The organism is Saccharothrix sp. CCNWYY140, from assembly GCF_037401995.1.
In the GTDB taxonomy this organism is placed as follows: Bacteria; Actinomycetota; Actinomycetes; order Mycobacteriales; family Pseudonocardiaceae; genus Actinosynnema.
The window spans coordinates 15,355-37,158 of the sequence record NZ_JBBEGC010000015.1 but is presented as its reverse complement, the minus strand read 5'-3'; the positions used below and the strand labels follow the sequence as shown (position 1 = coordinate 37,158).

General features: G+C 73.3%; 16 protein-coding genes. 8 read left to right on the top strand and 8 right to left on the bottom strand.

Annotation, left to right across the window (positions count from 1 at the left end):
• The first annotated feature begins 118 nt into the window (after nt 1-118).
• On the top strand, nt 119-688 hold the full coding sequence (locus tag WBN91_RS10870) for an RNA polymerase sigma factor (protein ID WP_337723131.1): 570 nt from the start codon (nt 119-121) through the stop codon (nt 686-688).
• Here WBN91_RS10870 and WBN91_RS10865 read toward each other — a convergent pair.
• Genes WBN91_RS10865 through WBN91_RS10855 form a run of 3 tightly spaced genes read right to left on the bottom strand, consistent with a single transcriptional unit; the run spans nt 651 to nt 3,705 of the window.
• Entirely contained in the window at nt 651-1,373 is a 723-nt protein-coding gene (locus WBN91_RS10865) for an N-acyl amino acid synthase FeeM domain-containing protein (protein ID WP_337723132.1), read from the bottom strand. The genes WBN91_RS10870 and WBN91_RS10865 overlap by 38 nt on opposite strands.
• On the bottom strand, nt 1,370-2,512 hold the full coding sequence (locus WBN91_RS10860; RefSeq protein WP_337723133.1) for an MFS transporter: 1,143 nt from the start codon (nt 2,510-2,512) through the stop codon (nt 1,370-1,372). The genes WBN91_RS10865 and WBN91_RS10860 overlap by 4 nt, the downstream gene beginning before the upstream one ends.
• Nucleotides 2,509-3,705 (bottom strand): acyl-CoA dehydrogenase family protein, encoded by a 1,197-nt coding sequence (locus WBN91_RS10855; protein WP_337723134.1) that lies wholly within the window; start codon nt 3,703-3,705, stop codon nt 2,509-2,511. The genes WBN91_RS10860 and WBN91_RS10855 overlap by 4 nt, the downstream gene beginning before the upstream one ends.
• A 142-nt stretch (nt 3,706-3,847) precedes the next feature.
• On the opposite strand from WBN91_RS10855, the gene WBN91_RS10850 reads away from it, so the two are divergent.
• Nucleotides 3,848-4,471 (top strand): glyoxalase, encoded by a 624-nt coding sequence (locus WBN91_RS10850; protein ID WP_337723135.1) that lies wholly within the window; start codon nt 3,848-3,850, stop codon nt 4,469-4,471.
• Nucleotides 4,472-4,493: 22 nt separating this feature from the next.
• Nucleotides 4,494-4,943 (top strand): pyridoxamine 5'-phosphate oxidase family protein, encoded by a 450-nt coding sequence (locus WBN91_RS10845; protein ID WP_337723136.1) that lies wholly within the window; start codon nt 4,494-4,496, stop codon nt 4,941-4,943.
• Nucleotides 4,944-5,005: 62 nt separating this feature from the next.
• Here the strand turns inward: WBN91_RS10845 and WBN91_RS10840 are convergent, their stop codons facing one another.
• A complete protein-coding gene (locus tag WBN91_RS10840) occupies nt 5,006-6,403 on the bottom strand; it encodes an AAA family ATPase (protein ID WP_337723161.1) in 1,398 nt (465 codons plus the stop codon).
• 93 nt (nt 6,404-6,496) lie between these two features.
• Here WBN91_RS10840 and WBN91_RS10835 point away from each other — a divergent pair, with 93 nt between their 5' ends.
• Nucleotides 6,497-8,587 carry a tetratricopeptide repeat protein gene (locus WBN91_RS10835; RefSeq protein ID WP_337723137.1) on the top strand — a complete coding sequence of 697 codons (2,091 nt, stop codon included), beginning with the start codon at nt 6,497-6,499 and terminating at the stop codon, nt 8,585-8,587.
• Here the strand turns inward: WBN91_RS10835 and WBN91_RS10830 are convergent.
• The gene (locus WBN91_RS10830; protein WP_337723138.1) at nt 8,581-11,346 is read right to left on the bottom strand and encodes a tetratricopeptide repeat protein; all 2,766 of its coding nucleotides are present in this window, start codon (nt 11,344-11,346) and stop codon (nt 8,581-8,583) included. The two genes, WBN91_RS10835 and WBN91_RS10830, sit on opposite strands and share 7 nt — an antisense overlap.
• Nucleotides 11,347-11,363: 17 nt before the next feature.
• A complete protein-coding gene (locus tag WBN91_RS10825; RefSeq protein ID WP_337723139.1) occupies nt 11,364-12,476 on the bottom strand; it encodes a S8 family peptidase in 1,113 nt (370 codons plus the stop codon).
• 76 nt (nt 12,477-12,552) lie between these two features.
• Here WBN91_RS10825 and WBN91_RS10820 point away from each other — a divergent pair, with 76 nt between their 5' ends.
• Nucleotides 12,553-15,447, top strand: a complete 2,895-nt coding sequence (locus tag WBN91_RS10820) for a CHAT domain-containing protein (RefSeq protein ID WP_337723140.1) — start codon at nt 12,553-12,555, stop codon at nt 15,445-15,447.
• 13 nt (nt 15,448-15,460) lie between these two features.
• Here WBN91_RS10820 and WBN91_RS10815 read toward each other — a convergent pair whose 3' ends face one another.
• Both WBN91_RS10815 and WBN91_RS10810 read right to left on the bottom strand, forming a co-directional pair.
• The gene (locus tag WBN91_RS10815) at nt 15,461-16,591 is read right to left on the bottom strand and encodes a M48 family metallopeptidase (protein WP_337723141.1); all 1,131 of its coding nucleotides are present in this window, start codon (nt 16,589-16,591) and stop codon (nt 15,461-15,463) included.
• 115 nt (nt 16,592-16,706) lie between these two features.
• The gene (locus WBN91_RS10810) at nt 16,707-17,897 is read right to left on the bottom strand and encodes a PP2C family protein-serine/threonine phosphatase (protein WP_337723142.1); all 1,191 of its coding nucleotides are present in this window, start codon (nt 17,895-17,897) and stop codon (nt 16,707-16,709) included.
• Nucleotides 17,898-18,345: 448 nt separating this feature from the next.
• On the opposite strand from WBN91_RS10810, the gene ccrA reads away from it, so the two are divergent.
• Genes ccrA through WBN91_RS10795 form a run of 3 tightly spaced genes read left to right on the top strand, consistent with a single transcriptional unit; the run spans nt 18,346 to nt 21,526 of the window.
• On the top strand, nt 18,346-19,680 hold the full coding sequence (gene ccrA, locus WBN91_RS10805; protein ID WP_337723143.1) for a crotonyl-CoA carboxylase/reductase: 1,335 nt from the start codon (nt 18,346-18,348) through the stop codon (nt 19,678-19,680).
• A 5-nt stretch (nt 19,681-19,685) separates the two neighbouring features.
• Nucleotides 19,686-20,669, top strand: coding sequence for a 3-oxoacyl-ACP synthase III family protein (locus tag WBN91_RS10800; RefSeq protein WP_337723144.1), 984 nt, complete (start codon nt 19,686-19,688; stop codon nt 20,667-20,669).
• Entirely contained in the window at nt 20,666-21,526 is an 861-nt protein-coding gene (locus tag WBN91_RS10795) for a 3-hydroxybutyryl-CoA dehydrogenase (protein WP_337723145.1), read from the top strand. Before WBN91_RS10800 ends, WBN91_RS10795 begins: the two co-directional genes overlap by 4 nt.
• The last annotated feature ends 278 nt before the right edge of the window (nt 21,527-21,804 follow it).

Below are 21,804 nucleotides of genomic sequence, written 5' to 3'. Positions count from 1 at the left end.
CTTTTCGCACCTTGATGAACCCTTGGTGACGGCATCAGGGTTTTATCCGGAATTCTTCGATGTGCGCTCGTCACGGTTTCTCTGCCTGGGGTCGGCGGAAATCGTGAGGAGCGGTGGAATGGTCGAGAACACTGTGGCGCGGGACGCGTGGATGGTGGACGTGGTGCGGCGCTGCCAGCGGGGTGAGCCGACGTCCTGGGGCGAGGCGATCCGGCTGTTCCGGCCGCTGGTCGCCCGGGTGGCCCGGTCGTTCGGGCTGTCCAACGGGCACGTGGAGGACGTCTGCCAGAACACCTGGATCCGCATGGTCCAAGGCATCGGCACGCTGCGGGAGCCGGAGAAGGCGCGCAGCTGGATGGTGACCGTGGCCCGGCGGGAGGCGTTGCGGCACCTGCGCGAGCACGAGCGGCACGTGCCGGTGGGGGACGGGCACGAGTGGGACGCGCGCCCGTGCCCGGACCCCTCTCCGGAGGACCGGGCGTTGACCGGCAGCGAGCGTGATCAGGTGCGGGCGGCCGTGGCGGCGTTGTCGCCGGTGCAGCGCAAGCTGGTGGCGCTGCTGTTCGGCGACGAGGAGTGCAGCTACGAGGAGATCTGCGCCCGGTTGGGGATGCCGCGCGGGTCGATCGGGCCGACCCGGGCGCGGATCATCAAGCGGGTCCGGCAGCACCTCGCCGACCTGGGGTGAAGTTCAGAGAGTCCAGGTGACGACCGAGGCCGTCGGAGCCGACGGCCAGGTCGGCCGGGTCCAAGGCGATGACCAGGTTGGGCGTGGCGTAGTCGGGGATGTGCTTGGCCGCGGTCAGGCGCTCGTAGGGCACGTCCAGCACCCGGCAGTGCCGCGCCAGCCACTCCTCCACCAGGGCGTAACCCCGGCGGTAGTGGTGGTGGGCGGCCCACGCCGCCACCGCGCGCAGGAGGACGAGGAAGGCCGTGCGCTGCACCCTCTTGTCCTCGTGCCGGGAGATGAAGCGGGACGCCTCGCAGCTGCGCGCCACCGCGGGAGTGCCGCCGAACACCTCCGGGAAGTAGCGCTCCACCGGCAGGGTGTCGCCGGGGCGTTCCCGCAGGATCAGCCGCACGGTCGCGATCACCCGACCGGTGCCCGGACCGGTCCGCTCGACCACGCCGAAGTGGGCGGACCTGGCGTCGTCGGCGTCCCGTTCGCCGCCATCGGCGTGGCGCGCGTCGTCGGGGAGGAAACCCTGCTCGTCGATGTAGACGTCGGCGCGCAGCCGCAGCGCGGCCTCGTGCTCGCGTGGCCGGACCGTCCAGCCGGGCAGGGCCAGGACGCCGACGTAGTACCGCGCGTCGGGGTGCCGGTCGAACAGGTCGGTCTCGACCTCGGGCGGTGACGTGAGCGTGTTCGTCATCGGGTGCGGCCCTTCAGCAGCAGACTGGGCAGGACGCCGCCGGCGACGACCGCGGCGGCGGTGAGCACGGCCCGGTGCGCCCCACCGGCGAGGCACGCGCCGAGCACGACCGTGCCCAGCGCTCCGCCGAGGTTGAGCGCGCACTGGCGCAGACCGGCGGCCACCCCCGCGACCCGCGGCGGGGCCTCGGTGACGGCGGTGGTGGCGGTGGCGACGAGGATCCCGCCCAGGCCGACGCCCAGCAGCGCGGGCCACACGGGTTGCGCGCCGAGGTCGTCGGCCACGGCGATCAGCGCCACGGCGGCCATCACGGCAGACCCGACGCCCACTGCCCGCGCTCCCGAACGAGCGACCAGCGGTCCACAAAGGACGGATCCGGCGATCACGCCGGTGGTGAGCGGGAGGATGCGCAGGCCCGTCGCCAGCGGGCCGAGGTCGGGCAGCGAGACGGCGAGCACGAACGCCGTGCCGATCAGGGTGAACCCGGCGACACCGGTCAACGCGACGGCGGCGAGGAACCCCGGCGTGCGCAGGTCGGAGAGCGACCCGGCGGCGGGCCGGTGGGAGGCACGTCCGACCGGCAGCCGGGTGCCGGCGGCGAACGCGACCGCCGCGATGGGCAAGGTCAGCAGGAACACCGCCCGCCACCCGGCGTGCTCGACGGCCAGTCCGCCGACCACCGGACCCACCACGGTCGACACGTAGATCGTCGCGGTGAAGACCCCGACCGCGTTCGACACCCGCTCGACCGGGAACGCGGCGCGCACCAACCCCAGTGCCGAGGTGTGCAGCAGCGCGCCGAAAAACCCTTGTGCCACGCGGAAAGCGACCAGAGCGGCGATACCGCTGGCGGTCGCGGCCGACACCGACGCCACGGCGAACCCGACGAGACCGACGAGGAACGCGGTCCGCGGCCCGTGCCGGTCCGACAGCGCGCCGGCGGGGACCAGGGCCGCGGTCAGCGCGAGCAGGTACCCGGTGGTCACCCACTCCCGGCCCACCCCGCCGAGGTCCGCGTCGATGGCCGGGGTCGCGACGACCACCAGGGTGGTGTCCAGCGCGGCGACGACCGCCCCGGCCGCCGCCGTGAGCAGGACCGGCCAGGGGCGCACCGCCGGCCGGATGGCGACGGCGGTCACGCGGGACGCTCGTCGAGGTCGAGCGCCGCCGCCACACCCAGTGCCCGCCGGCCCAGGTACTGGCGCACCGCCGCCGGCGTCGGCGGGTGGAAGCGGATCGCCTGGGCGTCCCGCCACAACCGCTCCAGCGGCGTCGACCGGGCGTAAGCCGCGCCACCGCAGGCCTCCACCAGGGCCGCGACCGCTTCGGGCACCACTCGCACCGCCGTGAGCTTCACGCCCAGCGCGGCGGCCGTCAGGTCCTCCGGCGGGTGCCCGGCGTCGACCCGGGCGGCCAGCCCGGCGCACGCCGCCTCCAGTTCCAGCAGGGCCGCGACGTGCTCGCCCACGGGCTGCTGGAAGCACGACAGCTCGCTGCGCCGGGCGTCGAGGTGGGCGATCCGCAGGCGCCCCAACAGGTCCCGGGCGACGGCCAGCGCGGCCTGGGCCACCCCCAGGTACACCGCGGTGGTGGTGAGGCTGAACCACACCAGCGAGGAGGCCAGGCCGGGGTCGGACTCGTCGCCGGTGGGGGCGCGGTAGAAGACCAGGTCGTCGGGGACGTGGCAGTCGGTCAGGACGATCGTGTCCGAGCCCGACCCGCGCATGCCCAGGGTGTCCCAGGTCGGTTCGACCGCCAGGCCCGGGGTCGTGGTCGGCAGCACGGTGACCACGAGGTCCGTCCCGCCGTCGTCCCCGGGCACCTCCAGTTGCATGTAGGCCAGGTCGGCCTGGCTCGCGAGCGAACACGGCGTCTTGCGGCCCGACACCCGCCAGCCGCCGTCCACCCGCCGCGCCCGCAACGTGGACCGCGCCACCGCCCCGCCCAGCTGGGGTTCGGCCACCGCCGAGGCGACCAGGAGTCCGTGGTCGGCGATGTCGCGCAGCATCATGGGCAGGCGGGGGTGTCGCCGCCATTCGTGCGCCATGAGGCTGACGGTGAGCAGGTGCATGTTGACCGCGATCGCGAGCCCTGGATCGGCCGCTCCCAGCGCACGCTGCGCGGCACATGCCCGCATCAAACCTTCGCCCGCGCCCCCGAACCGCTCGGGCACGACCAGGGCAGGCCAGCGCACCTCGCGCAGCAGCTTCAGCCCGGCCTCGCTGAGCTGCCCGTCCCGATCGGCGTCCGCCGCCCGTGCCGCGACCTCGTCCAGCACGTCGAGCGGCAGGATGTCGTCTACTGCGGGCCAAAGGCCGTCGTGCGTGCTCATGCGCTCTCCTGCTCCTGCGACGTCTCACAGGGACAGTGCGCGGGTGGCGCGGCGGTGATACGCCGTCGGTCAGGAGCACGCGCCGCCGACTGGTCAGGAATCGAGAAGCGCCCGGCGGCGGGGCCGACCTAGCGTTGTGGCCATGACGAACATCGCTTCCCTCACCCTCGACGTGGCCGACACCGAGGCCGCCCACCGCTTCTACACCGAGGCCTTCGGCCTGGACGTGCTGCGCTTCCGCGAGGCGGACGCACCCACCGAAGGCTTCCGCGGGTTCATCCTCGGGCTGACGGTGTCCCAACCGTCCACCGTGAACAGCCTGGTCGAGACCGCCGTCGCCGCCGGCGCGACGGTGCTCAAGCCCGCCGCCAAGTCGATGTGGGGCTACGGCGGCGTGGTGCAGGCGCCGGACGGGACGATCTTCAAGATCGCCACGTCGGCCAAGAAGGACACCGAGCCGTTCACCCGCCGGGTCGACACGATCGTGGTGCTGCTGGGTGTCGGTGACATCGTGGCGAGCAAGAAGTTCTACGTGGAGCGGGGTTTGGCGGTCGGCAAGAGCTTCGGCCGCATGTACGTGGAGTTCGCCGCCGGGTCGAGCCCGGTCAAGCTCGCCCTGTACCGGCGGCGTGCGCTGGCCAAGGACGTCGGTGTCGCCCCGGAGGGCTCCGGCTCGCACCGCATTACGATCAACGGCGACGGGGGCGTGTTCACCGACCCCGATGGGTTCGCCTGGTCGGAAGCCGTGCCGGCGACCCGGTCCTGAGCAGATGGCACTGGGAGGAAGCATGACCGCCGCGCCGCCGCGTGGACTGGACGAGCGCTTGCGGGACACCCGCGCGCGCTTCGACGGCGACGTCGACCTGTGGGTCGCCACGTCCCACCCGACGGACGGCGTCCACCTGATCCCGCTGTCGTTCTTGTGGGACGGTGCCACCTTCCTGCTGTCGACCCCGTACGCCTCGGTCACCGCGCGGAACCTGCGCGGTGACGGCCGGGTGCGCCTGAGCTTGGGGGCGACGCGGGACGTGGTGGTCGTGGAAGGTGTCGCCGAAGTGGTGGAGGACCTGGACGCCGGCGTGGGTGACGCGTTCGCCGCGCGGACCGGGTTCGACCCGCGTGAGTTGGACGAGCCCTACCAGTACTTCCGGATCGTGCCGCGGCGCGTCCAGGCGTGGCGGGAAGCCAACGAGCTGCGGGGCCGCGACCTCATGCGGGATGGTCGCTGGCTGGGGTGAGCACGGCGGTCGCGCCGCGCGGCAGGCCCTGTGCAGGAGGGCACTGCCGCGCGACCGGACCGTCAGGCGGGTTTGCCGCCCAGCAGGGTGCTGGTCAACGCGTGCCGCTGGTCGGTCATCGTGCGGGCCAGGTCGAGCAGCTCGTCACCCACGACCGGGACCGCGGAACCGTTGCGCCGCACCGCGTCCAGGACGGCCCGACGCAGCAGCTCCTTGATGAAGCTGGCCGTCACGCCCTCGGTCGCCTCGACCACCGGGGCCAGGTCGGCCCGCAGGTCGACCTCCCGGCCGTAGAGCCGGAGCAGCCGCAGCCGGCCCTCGGCGTCGGGCCGGGGCACCTCCACCGCCAGGTCGACGCGGCCGGGCCGGTCGGCGAGGGCGCGTTCCAGCTCGTCGGCGCGGTTGGTGGTCAGGACGAAGGTGACGTCCGCGTCGGCGCCCACGCCGTCCATCGTGTCCAGCAGGCCGAACAGCAGGGGAGTGGCGCCGCCCCCGCTGTGCGAGCGGTCCATCGCGATCAGGTCGACGTCCTCGATGACCACCATCGACGGCTGGAGCCGCCGGGCCAGGGCGGCGGCGTGGCCCAGGAACCGCATCGCCGGGCCGGTCAGCAGGATCACCGTGCACTCGCGCAACCGGCTCATCAGGAAGCGCACCGTGTGCGTCTTGCCGGTGCCGGGCGGACCGTGCAGCAGCAGGCCGCGCTTGAGGTGCTGCCCGGCGGCGAGCAGTTGCTCGGAGTGCTCGGCGATGCCCACGACGTGCTGCTCGATCGAGTCCAGCAGCCCTTCGGGCAGGACCACGTCGTCGGCGTCGAGCGCGGGCCGCGGCAGGAAGCTGACCAGCTCGTTGCCGCGGTGCTCGCTCACCCCGAACACCAACACCTGCCCGCGGAACACGTCGTGCGCCCGCATGAGCCTCTCGACCTCGACCCCGACCGCGCGGGCGGCGGCCCGGTCGGCGGCCAGGACCTCCAGCTTGCAGGCGGGCGGCCCGTACTCGCTGTAACCCCGAACCCCGATCAGCACCGGTGTGCCGTCCGGCGCCGTGGTGGGCGCCAGCCCGAGTTGGACGATGTCCACGCTGTCGTCCGGCCCGGTGGCGGCGGTGGTGTACTCGGCCGCGCCCACCCCGTGGTTCTTGTGCTGCCGAGCCGCCACGAGCATGTCGACGATGTCCTCATGCCCCCGGTGCTGCCCGCTGACCCCGAACCACTCGGGCTCCGGCGTGCGGTCGGCGAGGTAGGCCTCCACCCCCCGGTGCAGGTTGACGTGCTCCCACAACTCGAACCGGCTGACCACCGACACCACGGAGCCCAACTCACACCCGAGGTGCTCCTGAACCCTGGCCACCACCGGCGGCGGCCGGTCGTCGTCGGCGGCGAGGCCGTCGGCCAGGGCGAGCAGTCGCCGCAACCCCAGGGCCAGCGCTTTGAGTTCTTCCGGACTTACTTCCCCCATGTCGTCCACAGGCCCCATCCTGTTCCTCCGAATCCGCACCCGCAAACCCGTTAGCTCCGCCCACGGCTGGGTTGGCCGTCGACAATGGGAGCCATGACTCCTCAGGGCGAGGTGCGGAACAGCATCACCGGTGAACCGACGTTCGCGGTGCAAGCGGGCAGCATCCACGGAGACGTGCACATCACCACCACGCATGTCGACACCCAGACCGTTCCCCGTCAGCTCCCCGCGGGCGGCGGGAGGCTCACCGGACGCGAAGACCTGCTGGCTCGCCTCGATGCGCTACCACCCAGCGGGTTCGCCGTGGTGTCGGGCATGGCCGGGGTCGGGAAGACCGCGCTTGTGGTGCAGTGGGCGCACGGCGCGGCCGACGAGTTTCCGGACGGCCAGCTCTACGTGGACCTGCACGGCTTCGGTGGAGGTGAGCCGTTGCGCCCGCAGGACGCCCTGGCGGGGTTCCTGCGCGCCCTCGGGTACTCGCGGCCGGAGGCGTTGACCACGCTGGAAGAACGCGCCGCGCACTTCCGGACGCTGATGAGCGGAAGGAGGGCACTGGTCGTGCTGGACAACGCCCGGTCCACCGAGCAGGTCCGGCCGCTGCTGCCCGGTCCGGCCGCCGGCACGGTGGTCGTGATCAGCCGGCACCAGCTCAGCGGCCTCGTGGTCCAGCACGCCGCCACGCCGATCCGGGTCGAGCCGCTGGCCGAGGACTCCGGCCTGGAACTCGTGCGCGCACAGCTGGGTGACCGCGCCGACCACCCCGCCGCCCGCGCGTTGGTGCAGGCGTGCGCGGGACTCCCGCTGGCGCTCCGCATCGTGACCGAGCGGATCGCCCGCTCCACCGACCTGGACGCCGTCGCGGCGGAACTGGCCGACGAACGTGCCCGTCTGGACGTGCTCGACACCCAGGACGACGACGCCCGTTCCGCGGTGCGGACGGTGTTCTCCTGGTCCTGCCGCGCATTACCGGACCACGAGTTCGCCGCGTTCCGATTACTCGGGCGGCACCCCGGTTCGGAATTCGGCACGAACGCCGTGGCCGCACTGCTCGACGTGCCACCCACCGCCGCCACCAAGCTGCTGAGGTCGTTGGCGCGCAAACACCTCCTCCTCGACCTGGGCTCCGACCGCTTCGGCCTCCACGACCTGCTGCGCACCTACGCACGCGAGACGTCCGAACGGACCGACACCGCCGAAGCCCGGCAAGCCGCGACGATCCGGCTCTTCGACCACTACCTGCACACGGCCGACCTGGCCGGGCGGATCGTCATGCCGCACCGGCTCCGCTTCCCCCTCGCCGGACAAGCCGTTGCCCCGCTCGACCTCTCCACCCGCGAGGACGCCCTGCGGTGGCTGGACCTCGAGCGTCGGAACCTCGAAGCGATGTGCGCCCTCGACGATCCCACCCTCGACACCCGGCGCTACCAGCTCGCGTACACCCTGCGGGACTACTACTTCCTGACCAAAGCCCTCGACGGCTGGCTGAGCACCCACGAACACGCCCTCGCCGCCTGTGTCCGGGCGGCCGACCCGCTCGCCGAGGCACGCACGCGCAACAACCTCGGCATGGTGCACGTCGAAACGGGCGACCTGGACCAAGCGGCGGAGCACTACCGACGCGCACGCGAGCTGTTCGAAGGGCTCGGCGACGGGCACGGTCGCAGCAACGCCCTCGCCAACGAGGCCGCCGTGCTGCGCAGGCGCGGCGACTTCGCGGCGGCGTTGCGCAACCAGGACCTCGCGCTGGCCTGGTACCGCGACAGCGGCGCACAGCGCAACATCGGGATCACCCTGCGCAGCAAGGCCATCGTGGAGATGGAACTGGGCCGGTTCGCCGACGCCGTCGAGCACGTCGAGGAGGCCATCGACATCGCGATCGGGCTCGACCTGGAGGTGGACGCGGCCGAGGGGTTCGGCCGGCTCGGCCGCGTCCACCAGCGGGCGGGCGACCGGCCCCGGGCCGAGATCGCGTTCCGGCGGGCCGTCGACCACGCGAGGCGGTGCGGCAGCAGGCACGAGGAAGCACGCGCGTTGCAGGAACTCGGCTCGCTCGCCGCGTCGGCGGGCGACTTCGAGCAGGCGGCCCGCCGGTGGGGCGCCGCGCTGGACCTGTACCGGGCGCTCGGGTCGGTCGAGGGCGGCGCGGTGGCGATGGCGCTGGCCCGGCTCGGCGTCGATCAGTAGTCCGGCTGCTCCCCGGCGAGGTCCAGCAGCCAGTGGTGGACGATCTCGGCGATGTCGAGGTCGAACGGCTCAACGGCGAGCGGCGTGCGCGCGGCGGCCTCGGCCAGGCCGTCGCGGGCGTCCTCCGCGATCGCCACCGCCTCCTCCAGTTGGTCGCCGACGACGTCTCCGGCGGCCCCGAGCGCGTGCGCTAGCACGACATTGGCGCGCAACGCCCTCGGGTCGGCCGGACCGTGCGCCGACTCCTGGTCGGCGAACGCGGCAGCCAACTCCAGCACCTCCACCACCACGTCGTCCAAGGTCACGACGTCGCTGGTCGGGGCCGATCGCAGGCTCGCGTTGAGCAGCCGCTGGGCCGTTTCGAGGGTGTCGATGTGCGCCGGTCCCTGCGCGCGCAGCCGTTCGGCGTACACGACCCAGAACGCCCATCCGCGTGCGATGGCGGCGTTTTCGCGGGCGTCGATGGTGTCCGGGTGGTCCGGGCCGAGGACCACGTGCCTGTGCGCGGCGACGTGGTCGTAGGCGTTCGCGGCGTCTTCGGCGTGGCCGAGTCGCAGGAGGTTATGGCCGATGGCCTCGACGGCGTCGAGCGTGCCGGGCGCGTCCGGTCCCGCCGCTCGGTGCCAGCGCGCCCACGCACCCAGGGCGAGTCGGAGGGCGAGTTTCGGCAGACCGCTTCGCCCTACCGCCAGCACGAGGTTGTTGAGCGCGGTCAACGTCCGGGGTGAGGTGCTCCCGTGCAGGTCGCTGCGGTCCCGGTAGACCGAGCGGTGCAGGGCCAGCGACTCGTCGTGATCACCCAGCTTGCCGAGCGTGTTGGCGAGGTTTTCCTTGGCCTGGAGGGTGTCCGCGTGCGTGGCCCCGACGAGTGCGCTCAGCCTGGCCACGCTTTCCCGTTGGAGCTTGGCCGCTGTGGTGTAGTCGCCTTGACCGAAGTGCGCTGCGGCCAGGCTCACCAGCGCCACGAGCCGGGTCTCCTCGTCGGCCGCCGCCGAGGACTCGCAGGACCGGTGGAGGATCTGGAGGGAGTACAGGGCACCGGCGGTGTCCCCCAGGTCGTACTGCGCCCGACCGGCCTCGTTGAGCGCGTGCCACTCGCTGGGACCCGGCGGCCACTCGTCGGTCGTGGCGAGCGTGAGCACGTGCGGCAGCCGCGACGAAAGCGACCTGGTGACGTCGAACCGGTCGCGTGCGGCTTCCAGCGAATCGCCGATCACGTCGACCGCAGCCACGTGCAGCCGCCTGCGGTACTCGGCGGGGAAGTGGAACCTGGCCGCACGGGCCAACAACGCGTGCACCCGGTGGCTGTCGTCGCCGAGCCGGGTGGCCAGGCCGTGCCGGACCAGGGTGTCGAAACCGGTGGCCGGCCGCGCGACCGCCGCCCGCAGCACCTCCTCGACGAGGTCGAGGGGGAGCGGGGCGTCGCCGAGGACGCTGCTCACCGCCAACGCGTCCCGGCCCTCATCGGAGAGCGCCCGCAAGCTGCGCAGCACCGTGGCGCTGAACTCCTTGCGGTGCGCGAGGGGGACGTCGGTCAGGTGTGCCGCCATCTCCAGCGCGTCTGGCAGCGTGCGGCGCAGGTCCTGCCGGAGTGCCGCGTAACCCGTGAACCCCGCTGTCCTGGTGAGACCGGCGGCGATCGTCAGGCCCAGCGCGTTGCGCCCGAGGTCAGTGACGATGCCCAGGGCGGCCGACCGCTCCGCAGACGGGCCGTCCGGCAGCTTGTGGGCGGCGGTGAGCACCTTGACGCAGCTGCGTTCGTCGAGCGGGTCGAGCACGAGTTCTTCCGACACCACCCCCGCCAACTCGCCTCGGGTGGTCAACAGCGTCCGGCCGTTGTCCGTGGGCGCGTACAGCGCGGTCAGCAGCGGCTCGTCCACCGCAGACGGCACGTCGTCGACCAGCCACAGGTAGGGTCCGCGCTCCCGCAGCTTCCTTCCGATCGCCGCCGCCAGTTCGTCGGTGCCGCCCGTCGTGGCCTCGACGCCGAGGTTGTCGGCGATGTCCCGCAGTTGGAGGCGGAATCGCGCCCGCACGGTGGTCGGGTCGAGCCGGCCGCGCCGGTCGCTGCCGCCGAGGCGGATCACGAACACACCGCCTGGGTGGTCCTCGGCGAACAGGCGCGCGTACTCCTCGCACAACGCCGTCTTGCCCTCGCCGCCGTCGCCGCGGACCGACACGACCGGGTGGCCGCGGTTGCCCGGCTTGGCCTTGATCCGCAACGACTCGTGCAGCTCCCACATCACCTCGCCGCGCCCCTGGAACCGCTTGTTGACCGGCACCGCACGCGGGTACCACTCCGGCTCGTCGGGCGGCGCGGCGTCGCCGAACCTGCGGTCGTCGGCGGCCAGGACGCGCGCGAGCTTCGCCGCGACGATCTCGGCCTGCTCGGCGACGTCGTGGCCCTCGCGGGTGAGCAGTTTGGGTGCTTTCAGCTGACGTGGCCGCAAGGCGCTGGGCCGCACCCGCCAGGTGATCGGCATGACCCGTTCGGTGTGGCCGTCGAGCCGGTAGGCCGCGGTCAGCGCGATGAGCAGTTCCCTGCGGCAGCTCGGGCTGTCGTGGAACGTCGGCGTCATCAGCGGGACGAGCATCCGCGAGCCGAGCAGGGCGGTCCGGAGCGCGGGGTCCAGCGTGTCCCCGTACGGGATGCCCTTGTCGTCCTGGAAGGCCCGCACACCCAACGCTTCCAGCGCGTCGTGCAGCGCGTCGGCCCAGTCTTTGTCGTCCCAGTTGTAGCAGATGAACACGTCGTCCACCGTCGACAACCTATCGCCTAGGTGGCCAGGACGTGGGGGTGGTCGCGGGGGCCGTTGACGTGGGTGACCGAGACCGTGCCCGGTCCGTCCTGGATCGTCTTCCACGCTTCGATCGCGCTGCCGCCGTTGGCGGCCATGAGGGCGGCGAGGCGGCCGGTGACGGTGGCCGCGGCGAACGACGTGCCACTCCACTCCGCCCAGCCGCTGAAGGGCGTGTCGTCGCGGCGGCGCGGGGTGGGGTAGCCGGGCGCGAAGTACGGCCCGACCCGGTCCACGCCGGGGGCGTAGGCCGAGACCCACGGGCCGTAGCCGCTGAAGGCCGCCACCTCGCCGTTCACCGTCGCGCCCACCGCCAGCACCTCGGCGTGACCTTGGCCCAGGTCCAGGGCCGCCGGCCACAGCAGTTGGGTGGAGCCGCGGTTGCCCGCCGCCGCGACGACCACGACGTCCGGGGCCAGGCCGAGCAGGGCGTCCTCGATGGCCAGGGGCGGGGCGTCCTCCCAGGAGCTGCCGGAGAAGGACAGGTTGATCAGCTTGACCCCGGCTTCACCCAACCGGGTGATCGCGTGCGCGACGGCCAGGTCCTCGATCTCGCCGGTGCTCTTGTCGACCACGCCCTTCATGATCACCTTCGCCTGCGGGGCCTCGCGCAGGACCAGCCCGGTGACGAAGGTGCCGTGGCCGTCCGAGCCGGTCGGGTTGCCGTCGCGGTCCGGGACCACCGGGTCGACGTCCTCCTCGCCGAACTCGACTCGGCCGTCGAGGTAGGGGTGGGGTTCGCCCCCGTGCCGGACGATGCCGGTGTCGACCACGCCCACCGCGACCCGTTCGCCGCCGGTGAGCGGAGGCAGGTGTTCGAGCGACTTGGTGGTGGGTCGCGGGCGCAGCGATCCCCAGATGATGCGGTCGGCGGTGTAGACGTGGTTCGGGCTGACGCGGAGGCCGGTGCCGTGGCGGGCGCGCAGGTGTGCGAGCAGGTCCGGGACGCGGACGTGGCCGCCGACGAACCGGCGCACCGAGCCCGACGCGTCCGCGGGTCGGAAGCCGGCGTGCGCCAGGTCGGGCGTCACGGCGGCACAATCGTCGGCATGGACCAGCAGTTCGCCGGTGCGGTAGCCGTAGTCGCTCATCCGGGGCCTCCGTGGGACGTTGTCGACCGGTTGGTGATGCCGTGCCGCCGCCGCGTGATACCGCGATAAGTCCACCATGCGGGCACCGGCCATCGAAGCACTGTCCACTGCGAACCAAGCCGCAGATCTCGCGTTGGGCAACCCGACCCGCGCCCGCGCCCTCGCGGAGGCCGCACGGGCGGCGGCGGGCGAGGACGTCGAGCCGGTGGCCGTCGCCGAACAGGCGCTGGGCTTGGCCGCGCTGTCCGTGGGCCGCCTGACCGACGCCGAACGTCACCTGCGCACCGCGATCGGCCTGGCCGACCAGGCCGGACTGGCCCCGGTCGCGGCCAAGGCAAGAGGCGTGCTCGGGTACGTCCTCACGCTGACCGGCCGCACCGCCGAGGGCCTGCGCGAGATGGACCGCGCCGCACCCGCGCTCAGCGGTCCGGCGGCGGCGAGGTTGGCGATGCAGCGGGCCGTGGTGCTGACCGAGGTCGGCCGTTTCGCGGACGCGGCGACGGTCTTCGCGCAGGCCCTGGACACACTGCGGCACGCGGGCGGCGACGCTTTCATCGAGGCCACGATCCGCAACAACCGCGCCATCCTGCTAGCTCGACTGGGTGACTGGCGCGGCGCGGAGGACGACCTGCGCCGCGCGGAGGAGGTGTTCACCGCCACCGGCCACGGCGGACGGACGGCGATGGTCCACCAGAACCGCGGCCTGGCGGCGTCCGTGCGCGGTGATGTGCCGGCGGCCCTGGCGGCCTACGACGAGGCGGCGCGGCGGTACCGGGAGGCGGGCACCGATCCTGGTTTGTTGCCGGTGGAACGTGCCGAGGTGCTGCTGTCCGTGCGCTTGGTCGCGGAGGCCCGTGCGGCGGCGGACGCGGCCGTGGCGCACTACGCGAGCCGCCGCAACGCCGTGGACCTGGTGCAGGCGCGGCTGCTGTCGGCGAAGGTCGCACTGGTCGAGGGCGATCCGGGGGCGGCGTTGGCGGAGGCGGTGCGGGCGCGTCGGTCGGCGTCCCGGCAGGGCAGGCCTGGATGGGCGGCGTTGGCGGCTTACCTGGTGTTGCGCGCCCGGTGGGAGTTGGGGCAGCGGGACGACGCGGTGCTGCGGTCCGGGAGGCGTGCGGTCGCGGCGCTGACGGCGGCGGGGTGGTTGGTCGCGGCGCTGGATGCGCGGCTGATCGTGGCGCGGCTGGCGATGGAGACCGGCCGGCGGTCGTTGGCGCGGCGGGAGCTGCTGGTCGCGACCCGTGCGGGCCTTGGCGGGCCGGCGGAGGTGCGGGGCGGGTCGGGAGGTCGGGCGGCGGTTGCGGGGGTCGGCGGTCCGGCGGCGGGCGTGGGCCTGGGTGGGCCGGCGGAGGTGCGGGCGCGGGTGTGGCATGCGGTGGCTTTGGTGCGGCTTGGGGATGGTGATCGGCGGGGCGCGGATGCCGCGTTGCGGGCCGGGGTGCGGGTGCTCGACCGGTTTCGCGCGAGTCTGGGTGCCACCGAGTTGCGTGCGCACGCCTCCGGGCACGCCGACGAGCTGACCGGGCTGGGACTGCGGCTGGCCGTCGAGCGGGGACGGCCGGAGTCGGTGCTGCGCTGGGCGGAACGCCGGCGGGCGTGGGCATTGCGGCTGCGTCCGGCCCGACCTCCCGATGACGCCGAGCTGGCGGCCGACCTGTCCCGGCTGCGCCAGGTGGCAGTCGACCTGGCGGCCGGTGGCGACCCGCGCCCCCTGCTGCGCCGCCAGGCCGAGCTGGAACGCGCAGTGCGCAACCGCGCCCGCCACGCCGCCGGGACCAGCCTCGCCGCCGGCCGGCCGCAGCCCACCCGCGCCCGCCACCCGGGCGGCCCACCTGCCGCGCCACTGCCCACCCGCGCGCGGCACCCCGACGGCCCACCTGCCGCGCCACTGCCCACCCGCGCGCGGCACCCCGACGGCTCACCTGCCGCTGCGCCGCTGTCCACCCGCACCCGACACCCCGACGGCGCACCCGACGCCGCCGCGCTGCCCGCCATGCGTGACCTGCACACTGCCCTCGGCCCGGCCGCCCTGGTCGAATACCTCGACCTCGACGGCCGACTGCACGCCGTGGTCGTCGCGGACGGCCGGGTGGACCTGCACGCTCTGAGCCCGGTGGACGACATCGCCCGAGCCGTGGCCGACCTGCGCTTCGCCCTCCACCACCTGGCCCACGCACCCCGCTCCCACCGCCGCTTCACCGACCTGCTCGACCGCACCGCAGCCCAACTCGACGCCGCCCTACTGGCACCCCTTCTCCCAACCCTCGGCAACCGCCCGCTGGTGGTCGTGCCCACCGGCCCACTGCACGACCTACCTTGGCCAGTACTCCCCAGCTGCCTGGGGCGTCCCCTGTCGGTGACCCCGTCCGCAGCCCTGTGGCACCGCGCGGCGACCACCGACCTCCCGGCCCCCGGCGGCAGGGTCGTCGTCGCCGGCCCGGACCTGCCGCACGCGGTGGCCGAGGTCGACGCCCTGGCCCGTCGCCACCCCACCACCCGCCACCTGACCGGCTCGGACGCCCGGGTGGCCGACGTCGTCGCCGCACTGGACGGCGCGGACCTGGGGCACCTCGCCGCGCACGGCCGGTTCCGCGCCGACAACCCGCTGTTCTCCGCGCTCCGCCTGGCCGACGGCCCCCTGACCGGCTACGACCTGGAACGCCTGACCCGCCCGCCGCGCCGGGTCGTGCTGTCGGCGTGCGACTCCGGCCGGTCCGCGGTGCACCCGGGCGACGAGGTCCTGGGGCTGGCGTCGGTCCTGCTGGCGTTGGGCACGACGACCCTGGTCGCCACCGTCGTCCCGGTGCCCGACGAGGCGACCCGACCGCTGGTGCTGCGCTTCCACACCCTCCTCGACGACGGCCTGCCCCCGGCCCACGCCCTCGCCGAGGCCCAGCGCGACCTGTCGACCGAAGCCCGACCGGCGGACCGCGTGGCCGCCGTGGGCTTCCTGTGCTTCGGCGCTGGCTGAAGGTCAGACCGGCTCAGCGGTCCCAGACCAGGTCCCGGCCGGCGCGGGCGTACCAGCGGGACAGTTCGGCGTCGATGCGCGCGGAGTCCTCGTCGGACAGCGCCACGGTGGGCTCCGCGTGCGGCCACGCCTCGACGATCCGGGCCCGCAGCCCCGCCGGCGGGTGGCTGTCCCACAGGCTCGACCCGCCCAGCGACGCCTCCCGCAGCTCCGCCATCGACCACGTCGGACGCTCCCGGGCCACCTCCGCGCGCCACAGCGCCGGACCGGGGTGGTCGCGCCGGGAGGTCGTGTGGTTCGCGCGCTCGGCGTTGACGACGACCCGCAGCACCTGGTCGCCGGCGACCACGAGGTCCATCAGCTCCACGGTCGCGTCGGTGCCGCCCACGCGCACGGACATGGCGTCCGCGCAGTACTCCGCGCGCTGGCGGTCCCGGGCGGCCACCACCAGCAACCCGGCCTGGACCAGCAGGAACCCGCGGGCCAGCAGCACCTGGAGGGGCGCGACCAAGCGTTCCACCAGCTCGGTCAACGGGTTCGCGCCGGTCGGCGAGCTGCTGGGCCGCACCAGGTCGGCCAGCACGCCGGGGGTGACCAGCGCGGGGGAGGTCGCGAGGCCGCGTGCCGGGTCGCCGTTGACGAAGTGCCCGATCTCGTGGGCCAGCAGCGCGACCCTCTGCCGCGGCGCGAGCACGCCCCACAGCGCCAGGCCGAGGGTCAGCCGACGCCGGCGGCGCAGCCCGTACACCCCGGCGCCGGCGTTGAAGTCGAAGTCCAGCGCCAGTTCGTGCGGGACGGGCGCGCCCGCGGCGGCGGCGACCCGGTCCACCAGCGCGAACAGCGTCGGGGCGGCGTCACGGGTGACCGTCGCCCACTCGTCGCCGGTCCGGCCCAGCCGGGGCCGCAGCTCCCACGCCAGCCCGATCAGCAGCAGCCCCGGCAGGATCGACCACGACGGGAAACCGCTCACCACCAGCCACGCGCCGAGCAGGAACCCGGCGAGCACCAGCAGCGCCAACGCCGCCGACACGGCGATCAGCGCGACCCGCGCGGCGGTCCACTCCGGACGGCTGGGCGGCGCCGCCGAGTAGGCGGCGAACTGGCGGGCGTCGAGCCGGCGTGCCACGGCCTTGAGTCTGTCCACGGCGGGACAGTGTGCGGTCCACCGGGCCGGGACCGGCCCAGGTTCGCCCAGTCGTTACCGCGGCGGGACAGTGTGCGGTCCACCGGGCCGGGACCGGCCCGGGTTCGCCCAGTCGTTACCGCGGCGGGGTGTGGCGGATGGCCAGCAGGGCGATGTCGTCGTCGGGCGGGTGGTCGCCGACCAGGGTGTCCATGATGCGGGCGCACGCCAGTTCGGGCGTGGCGGGCGTGACGGACCGCCGCAGCAGGTCCAGGCGTTCGTCGAGGTCCTCGTGCCGGCGTTCCACCAAGCCGTCGGTGTAGAGGGCGACCAGCGCGCCGGTCGGCAGGTCCAGCGTCGCGGTGTGGCGGCCGGTGACGGCCAGGTGGTAGCCGATCGGCGGGTCCACCTCGGCGTCGACGAAGCGGGGCTCGGCGCCCGGGACGGCCAGCACCGGCGGCAGGTGGCCGGCGAGGGCAAGGTCCATGCGGCCGGAGTCGTTGTGGACCACCGCGTAGGCGACCGTGGCCATCGTGTGGTGCTCGAAGTGGGCGGCCTTGCGGTCCAGCTTGCCCAGCACCGTGCCGGGGTCGTCGAACTCCAGGGCGTAGGCGCGCAGGGCGCTGCGCAGGCGGCCCATGACGATCGCGGCGGCCAGCCCGCTGCCGACGACGTCCCCGATGACCAGCCCGGTCCGGCCGCCGGGCAGCTCGAACACGTCGTACCAGTCCCCGCCGACGCCGCTGTCCGCGCCCGGCACGTACCGCGCGGCCATGCCCCAGCCCGCGGTCATCGGCAACCGGGTGGGCAGGAGGCTGTCCTGCAAGACGGAGGCGGCGGACCGCTCCGAGCGGGACCGGTGCGCGTAGACGCCCACCGCGAGCCGGTCGGCGATGAGCTGGAGCAGGTCCACCTCGTCGTCGGTGAACATGCGATCCTTGGTGCTGCCGATGTGCAGCACACCCACCAGGTGGTCCTCCGCGATCATCGGCACACCCAGCAGCACGTGCAGCCCGCGCCTCCACAGCAACGGGTTCACCACGGTGGACTCGTCCACCCGCGAGATCTGCACCGGTTCCCGCGACTGCGCCACCCGTCCGGCGAACCCGGACCCGAACGGCACGCGGACGCCCTGGAAGACCTCTTCCTCCAGCCCGACGGTGGCCCGTGCGACCAGTTGGGTGCCACCGGGGTCGGTCAGCAGGGCGGTGACGGTGTCGACGGCGAGCAGCTCGCGGGTCTTGTTCAACAGGACGTCGAACAACTTGTCGAGGTCCAGCTCCCGCAACGCGCTGTCGGTGATCGCCTCCAGGACCCGAAGCCGCATTTCCGAACTCCGGCCGACGCTCATCCCCACTCCGTCCACATCCTCACGTGCGAACCCAGACGATACTTCCTCCGACCTCCACACCGCCCTTCGCACCGCAAACGCAAGTCCGGGCCGCATGGCCGCGAACCGCCGCCACACCGTTCCTCTTTCGTCGACCACACCTCGATCGGTCGTTGCGAACGCGTCGGAGGCGCTTGATCGGCACACCTCCGGCCCGCTTGGGGACATTTCGGGTCCATCGGCGTTTCGTAGTCGCCAACCCGCGGCTTCGGGCCGCGTGCACCCGATCTACCTGCGTGGACGTGCCACCCCTGGGGGTCGCCAGGGGCAGCTGGGGTTGGCAGGGGGTGCCCGGGTAGGGGTGGCGTGGTTAATGTCGAAGGGCGTTGTGGGTTTCTCGGTCCGAATCGGCCGAATTCGTCCTTGGCATTCTTTTGGGGGAAACATGAGCGCTTTGGCCGCTGCGCTGCTCGCGGGTGCTCCGCCGGGGGAGATCGAGCGGTTGCCGTTGCCCGAGGAGCACGTCGCCGCGCACCTGCGGGCCGAGGACCAGGACATGTTCCGGGGTGTGGCGGACAAGGACGTGCGCAAGTCGTTGCGGGTGGGCAAGGTGCCGGTGCCCGAGCCCGCGCCGGACGAGGTGGTCGTCGCGGTGATGGCCAGCTCGGTCAACTACAACACCGTCTGGTCGGCCATGTTCGAGCCCGTCTCCACCTTCCGGTTCCTGGAGCAGTTCGCCCGCCAGGGCGGCTGGGCGACCCGGCACAACCTGCCCTACCAGGTCGTCGGCTCGGACGGCGCGGGCGTGGTCGTGCGGCTCGGGTCCGGTGTGCGGCGGTGGAAGGTCGGCGACCACGTCGTGATCAGCCCGGCCTACGTCGACGACCAGGAACCCGCTTCGCACGCGGACGGCATGTTGGGCGCGGAGCAGCGGGCGTGGGGGTTCGAGACGAACTTCGGCGGCCTGGCCGAGTACACCGTCGTGCGCGCCAGCCAGCTGGTACCCAAGCCCGCGCACCTGACCTGGGAAGAGGCCGCGTGCAACACGCTGTGCGCGGGCACCGCCTACCGGATGCTGGTCAGCGACCGGGGCGCCCGGATGAAGCAGGGCGACGTGGTCCTGGTGTGGGGCGCGGCCGGCGGGCTGGGCGGGTACGCGGTGCAGTTCGTGCGCAACGGCGGCGGCATCCCGGTCGGCGTCGTCGGCTCGCCGGAGAAGGCCGAGCAGCTGCGCAAGCTGGGCTGCGAGATCGTCGTCGAGCGCTCGGAGATCGGGTTGCACGGCGACCCTTCCGACGACCCAGACCAGGTGCTGGAGATCGGCCGCCGGCTCGGCCGGATCATCCGCGACAAGGTCGGGCGCGACCCGGACATCGTGTTCGAGCACGTCGGCCGCGCCACCTTCGGCATCTCCGTGTTCGTCGTGCGGCGCGGCGGTGTCGTGGTGACCTGTGGGTCGAGCACCGGCTACCAGCACGTCTACGACAACAGGTACCTGTGGATGAAGCTCAAGCGGGTCATCGGCAGCCACGTCGCCAACCTCCAGGAGCAGTGGGAGACCAACCGGCTCATCGCCTCCGGCGCGATCGCCACCACGATGACCGAGGTGTACCCGCTGGCCGAGGTCGCCGAGGCGGTGCGGCTGGTGCAGGAGAACCGGCACAGCGGCAAGGTCGCGGTGCTGTGCCTGGCGCCCGAGCCCGGTCTCGGGGTGACCGACCCGGACCTGCGCGCCCGGCTCGGCCAGGACCGCATCACGCCGTTGCTGGCGGGGCGGTGAGCGGGATGGCGATCGGGTTCCTGGGCACCGGTTCGTACGTCCCCGAGCGGGTCGTCACCAACGAGGAGATCGCCGACCTCGTCACCGACGCCACCCCGGAGTGGGTGCTGGCCAAGACCGGCATCGCGACCCGGCGGTGGGCCGCGCCGGACGAGGCGACCTCCGACCTCGCGGCGAAGGCGGCCCGGCGGGCGTTGGACGCCGCCCGGCTGACCCCCGGCGAGGTCGACTACCTGATCGTGTCCACCTCCACCGGCGACTTCCCGCAGCCGCCCACGGCGTGCCTGGTGCAGGACCTGATCGGCGCGCGGGACGCGGCCTGCTTCGACATCAACGCCGTGTGCGCCGGTTTCGTCTACGGCGTCGAGCTCGCGCAGGCGCTGACCACCGCGCGGCCGGGCACCCGCGCCCTGGTCATCGGCGCGGACGTGTACTCGCGCATCCTCGACTTCACCGACCGGCGCACGGCCGTGCTGCTGGGCGACGGCGCGGGCGCGGCGGTCATCGGGTCGGTGCCCGACGGCGGCATCCTGCGCGTGGACCTGGGCAGCCGCGGCGACGCGCAGGACCTGATCAAGGTGGTGGCCGGCGGCAGCCGGGTGCCGACGTCCGCGGCGACCGTGGCGGCGGGCGGGCACTTCTTCACCATGCAGGGCCGGGGCGTGCGCGACTTCGTGATGGAGAACGTGCCGAAGCTGGTCGACGAGCTGGTCACCGACCTCGGTCTGTCGGTGGCCGACGTGGACTGCTTCGTGCCGCACCAGGCCAACGGCGTGCTGCTGCGGGAACTCGCGCAGCGGTGCGGGTTGGGCGGCGCGCACACGCACCTGGTGGTCGAGCGGTACGGCAATCTCGGCAGCGCGTCGGTCCCGGTCGCGCTGGACGACGCCGTGGCCTCCGGCCACATCCGCGCGGGCGACCTCGTGCTGCTGTCGGCGTTCGGCGGCGGGATGTCGGTGGGCACCGGCCTGGTGCGGTGGTCCGCGTGAGCGCCGTGACGCGGGTCGGCGTGGTCGGCCCCGGGCAGATGGGGTGCGGGTTCGCCGAGGTGTGCGCGCGGGCCGGGGCCGATGTGGTGGTCGTGGCACGCGGCGAGGCGTCGGCCGAGCGGGGACGGCAGCGGCTGGAGAAGTCGCTGGACCGGTTGGTGGCCAAGGGGAAGATGGGCGTCGACGAGCGGGCGGAGACGTTGGCGCGGGTCGCGTTCTCGTGGGATGTCGGGGCGCTGGCGGACCGCGAGTTCGTGCTGGAGGCGACACCGGAGGACCTGGACCGCAAGCTCGCCGTGTTCGCCGAGCTGGACGAGGTGGTGTCCGAAGCGGACGCGGTGCTGGCGTCGACCACGTCCGCGCTGTCCATCATGAAGCTGGGGCGGGCGACCCGTGATCCCGGGCGGGTGCTGGGCGTGCACCTGTTCAACCCGGTGCAGGTGATGCCGCTGGTGGAGCTGATCTCGTCACTGGCCACGGACCCGGCAATCGCCGAGCGGGCGCGGGCGTTCCTGGAGGACGTGCTGGGCAAGCAGGTCGTGTGGGCCAAGGACCGGGCCGGGTTCGTGGTGAATTCGCTGCTGGTGCCGTACTTGTTGGCGGCCGTGCGGCTGGTCGAGTCGGGGGTCGCGTCGGCCGAGGACGTGGACCGGGGCATGACGGCCGGGTGCGGGCATCCGATGGGTCCGCTGCGGCTGATCGACTTGATCGGGCTGGACACCATCGCGGCGGTGGGGGAGGCGATGTACGCGGAGACGAAGGAGGCGCTGCACGCTCCGCCCGCGCTGCTGCTGCGGATGGTGGAGGGCGGGTACCTGGGGCGCAAGACCGGGGAGGGCTTCTTCTCCTACCGCTGAGGGTTCTGCTTCGGCTTGGGTGGACACGGTCGGTGACCGAGGTGATTCCCGGCTGCCTGGAATCGGGGTGTTGTCGGGAGTCCGCATCGAATTCCGGCGCGGGGCGTGCGAGGGTCGAGGAGGTGTCGACAGGAGCTGGTACGTTGGCGTTGTCGCAGGCGGGAGTGCCCGCCCGGGCCGCGGTCGTCCTCGCGGTCGGCGTTCGCGACGAGTCGGTGTGCCAGGCGTCCGCCGCGCCCGTGGTCGTGTTCGGAGCGTGTTCTCGGGGGAGAAATGGT

Bases quoted from the DNA above. Each gene is read 5' to 3' on its own strand.
- WBN91_RS10840 (WP_337723161.1), bottom strand. From the start codon at position 6,403: ATGGGGGAAGTAAGTCCGGAAGAACTCAAAGCGCTGGCCCTGGGGTTG.
- WBN91_RS10850 (WP_337723135.1), top strand. From the start codon at position 3,848: ATGACGAACATCGCTTCCCTCACCCTCGACGTGGCCGACACCGAGGCC.
- WBN91_RS10845 (WP_337723136.1), top strand. From the start codon at position 4,494: ATGACCGCCGCGCCGCCGCGTGGACTGGACGAGCGCTTGCGGGACACC.
- WBN91_RS10820 (WP_337723140.1), top strand. From the start codon at position 12,553: ATGCGGGCACCGGCCATCGAAGCACTGTCCACTGCGAACCAAGCCGCA.
- WBN91_RS10810 (WP_337723142.1), bottom strand. From the start codon at position 17,897: ATGCGGCTTCGGGTCCTGGAGGCGATCACCGACAGCGCGTTGCGGGAG.
- ccrA (WP_337723143.1), top strand. From the start codon at position 18,346: ATGAGCGCTTTGGCCGCTGCGCTGCTCGCGGGTGCTCCGCCGGGGGAG.
- WBN91_RS10865 (WP_337723132.1), bottom strand. From the start codon at position 1,373: ATGACGAACACGCTCACGTCACCGCCCGAGGTCGAGACCGACCTGTTC.
- WBN91_RS10835 (WP_337723137.1), top strand. From the start codon at position 6,497: ATGACTCCTCAGGGCGAGGTGCGGAACAGCATCACCGGTGAACCGACG.
- WBN91_RS10870 (WP_337723131.1), top strand. From the start codon at position 119: ATGGTCGAGAACACTGTGGCGCGGGACGCGTGGATGGTGGACGTGGTG.
- WBN91_RS10800 (WP_337723144.1), top strand. From the start codon at position 19,686: ATGGCGATCGGGTTCCTGGGCACCGGTTCGTACGTCCCCGAGCGGGTC.
- WBN91_RS10855 (WP_337723134.1), bottom strand. From the start codon at position 3,705: ATGAGCACGCACGACGGCCTTTGGCCCGCAGTAGACGACATCCTGCCG.
- WBN91_RS10825 (WP_337723139.1), bottom strand. From the start codon at position 12,476: ATGAGCGACTACGGCTACCGCACCGGCGAACTGCTGGTCCATGCCGAC.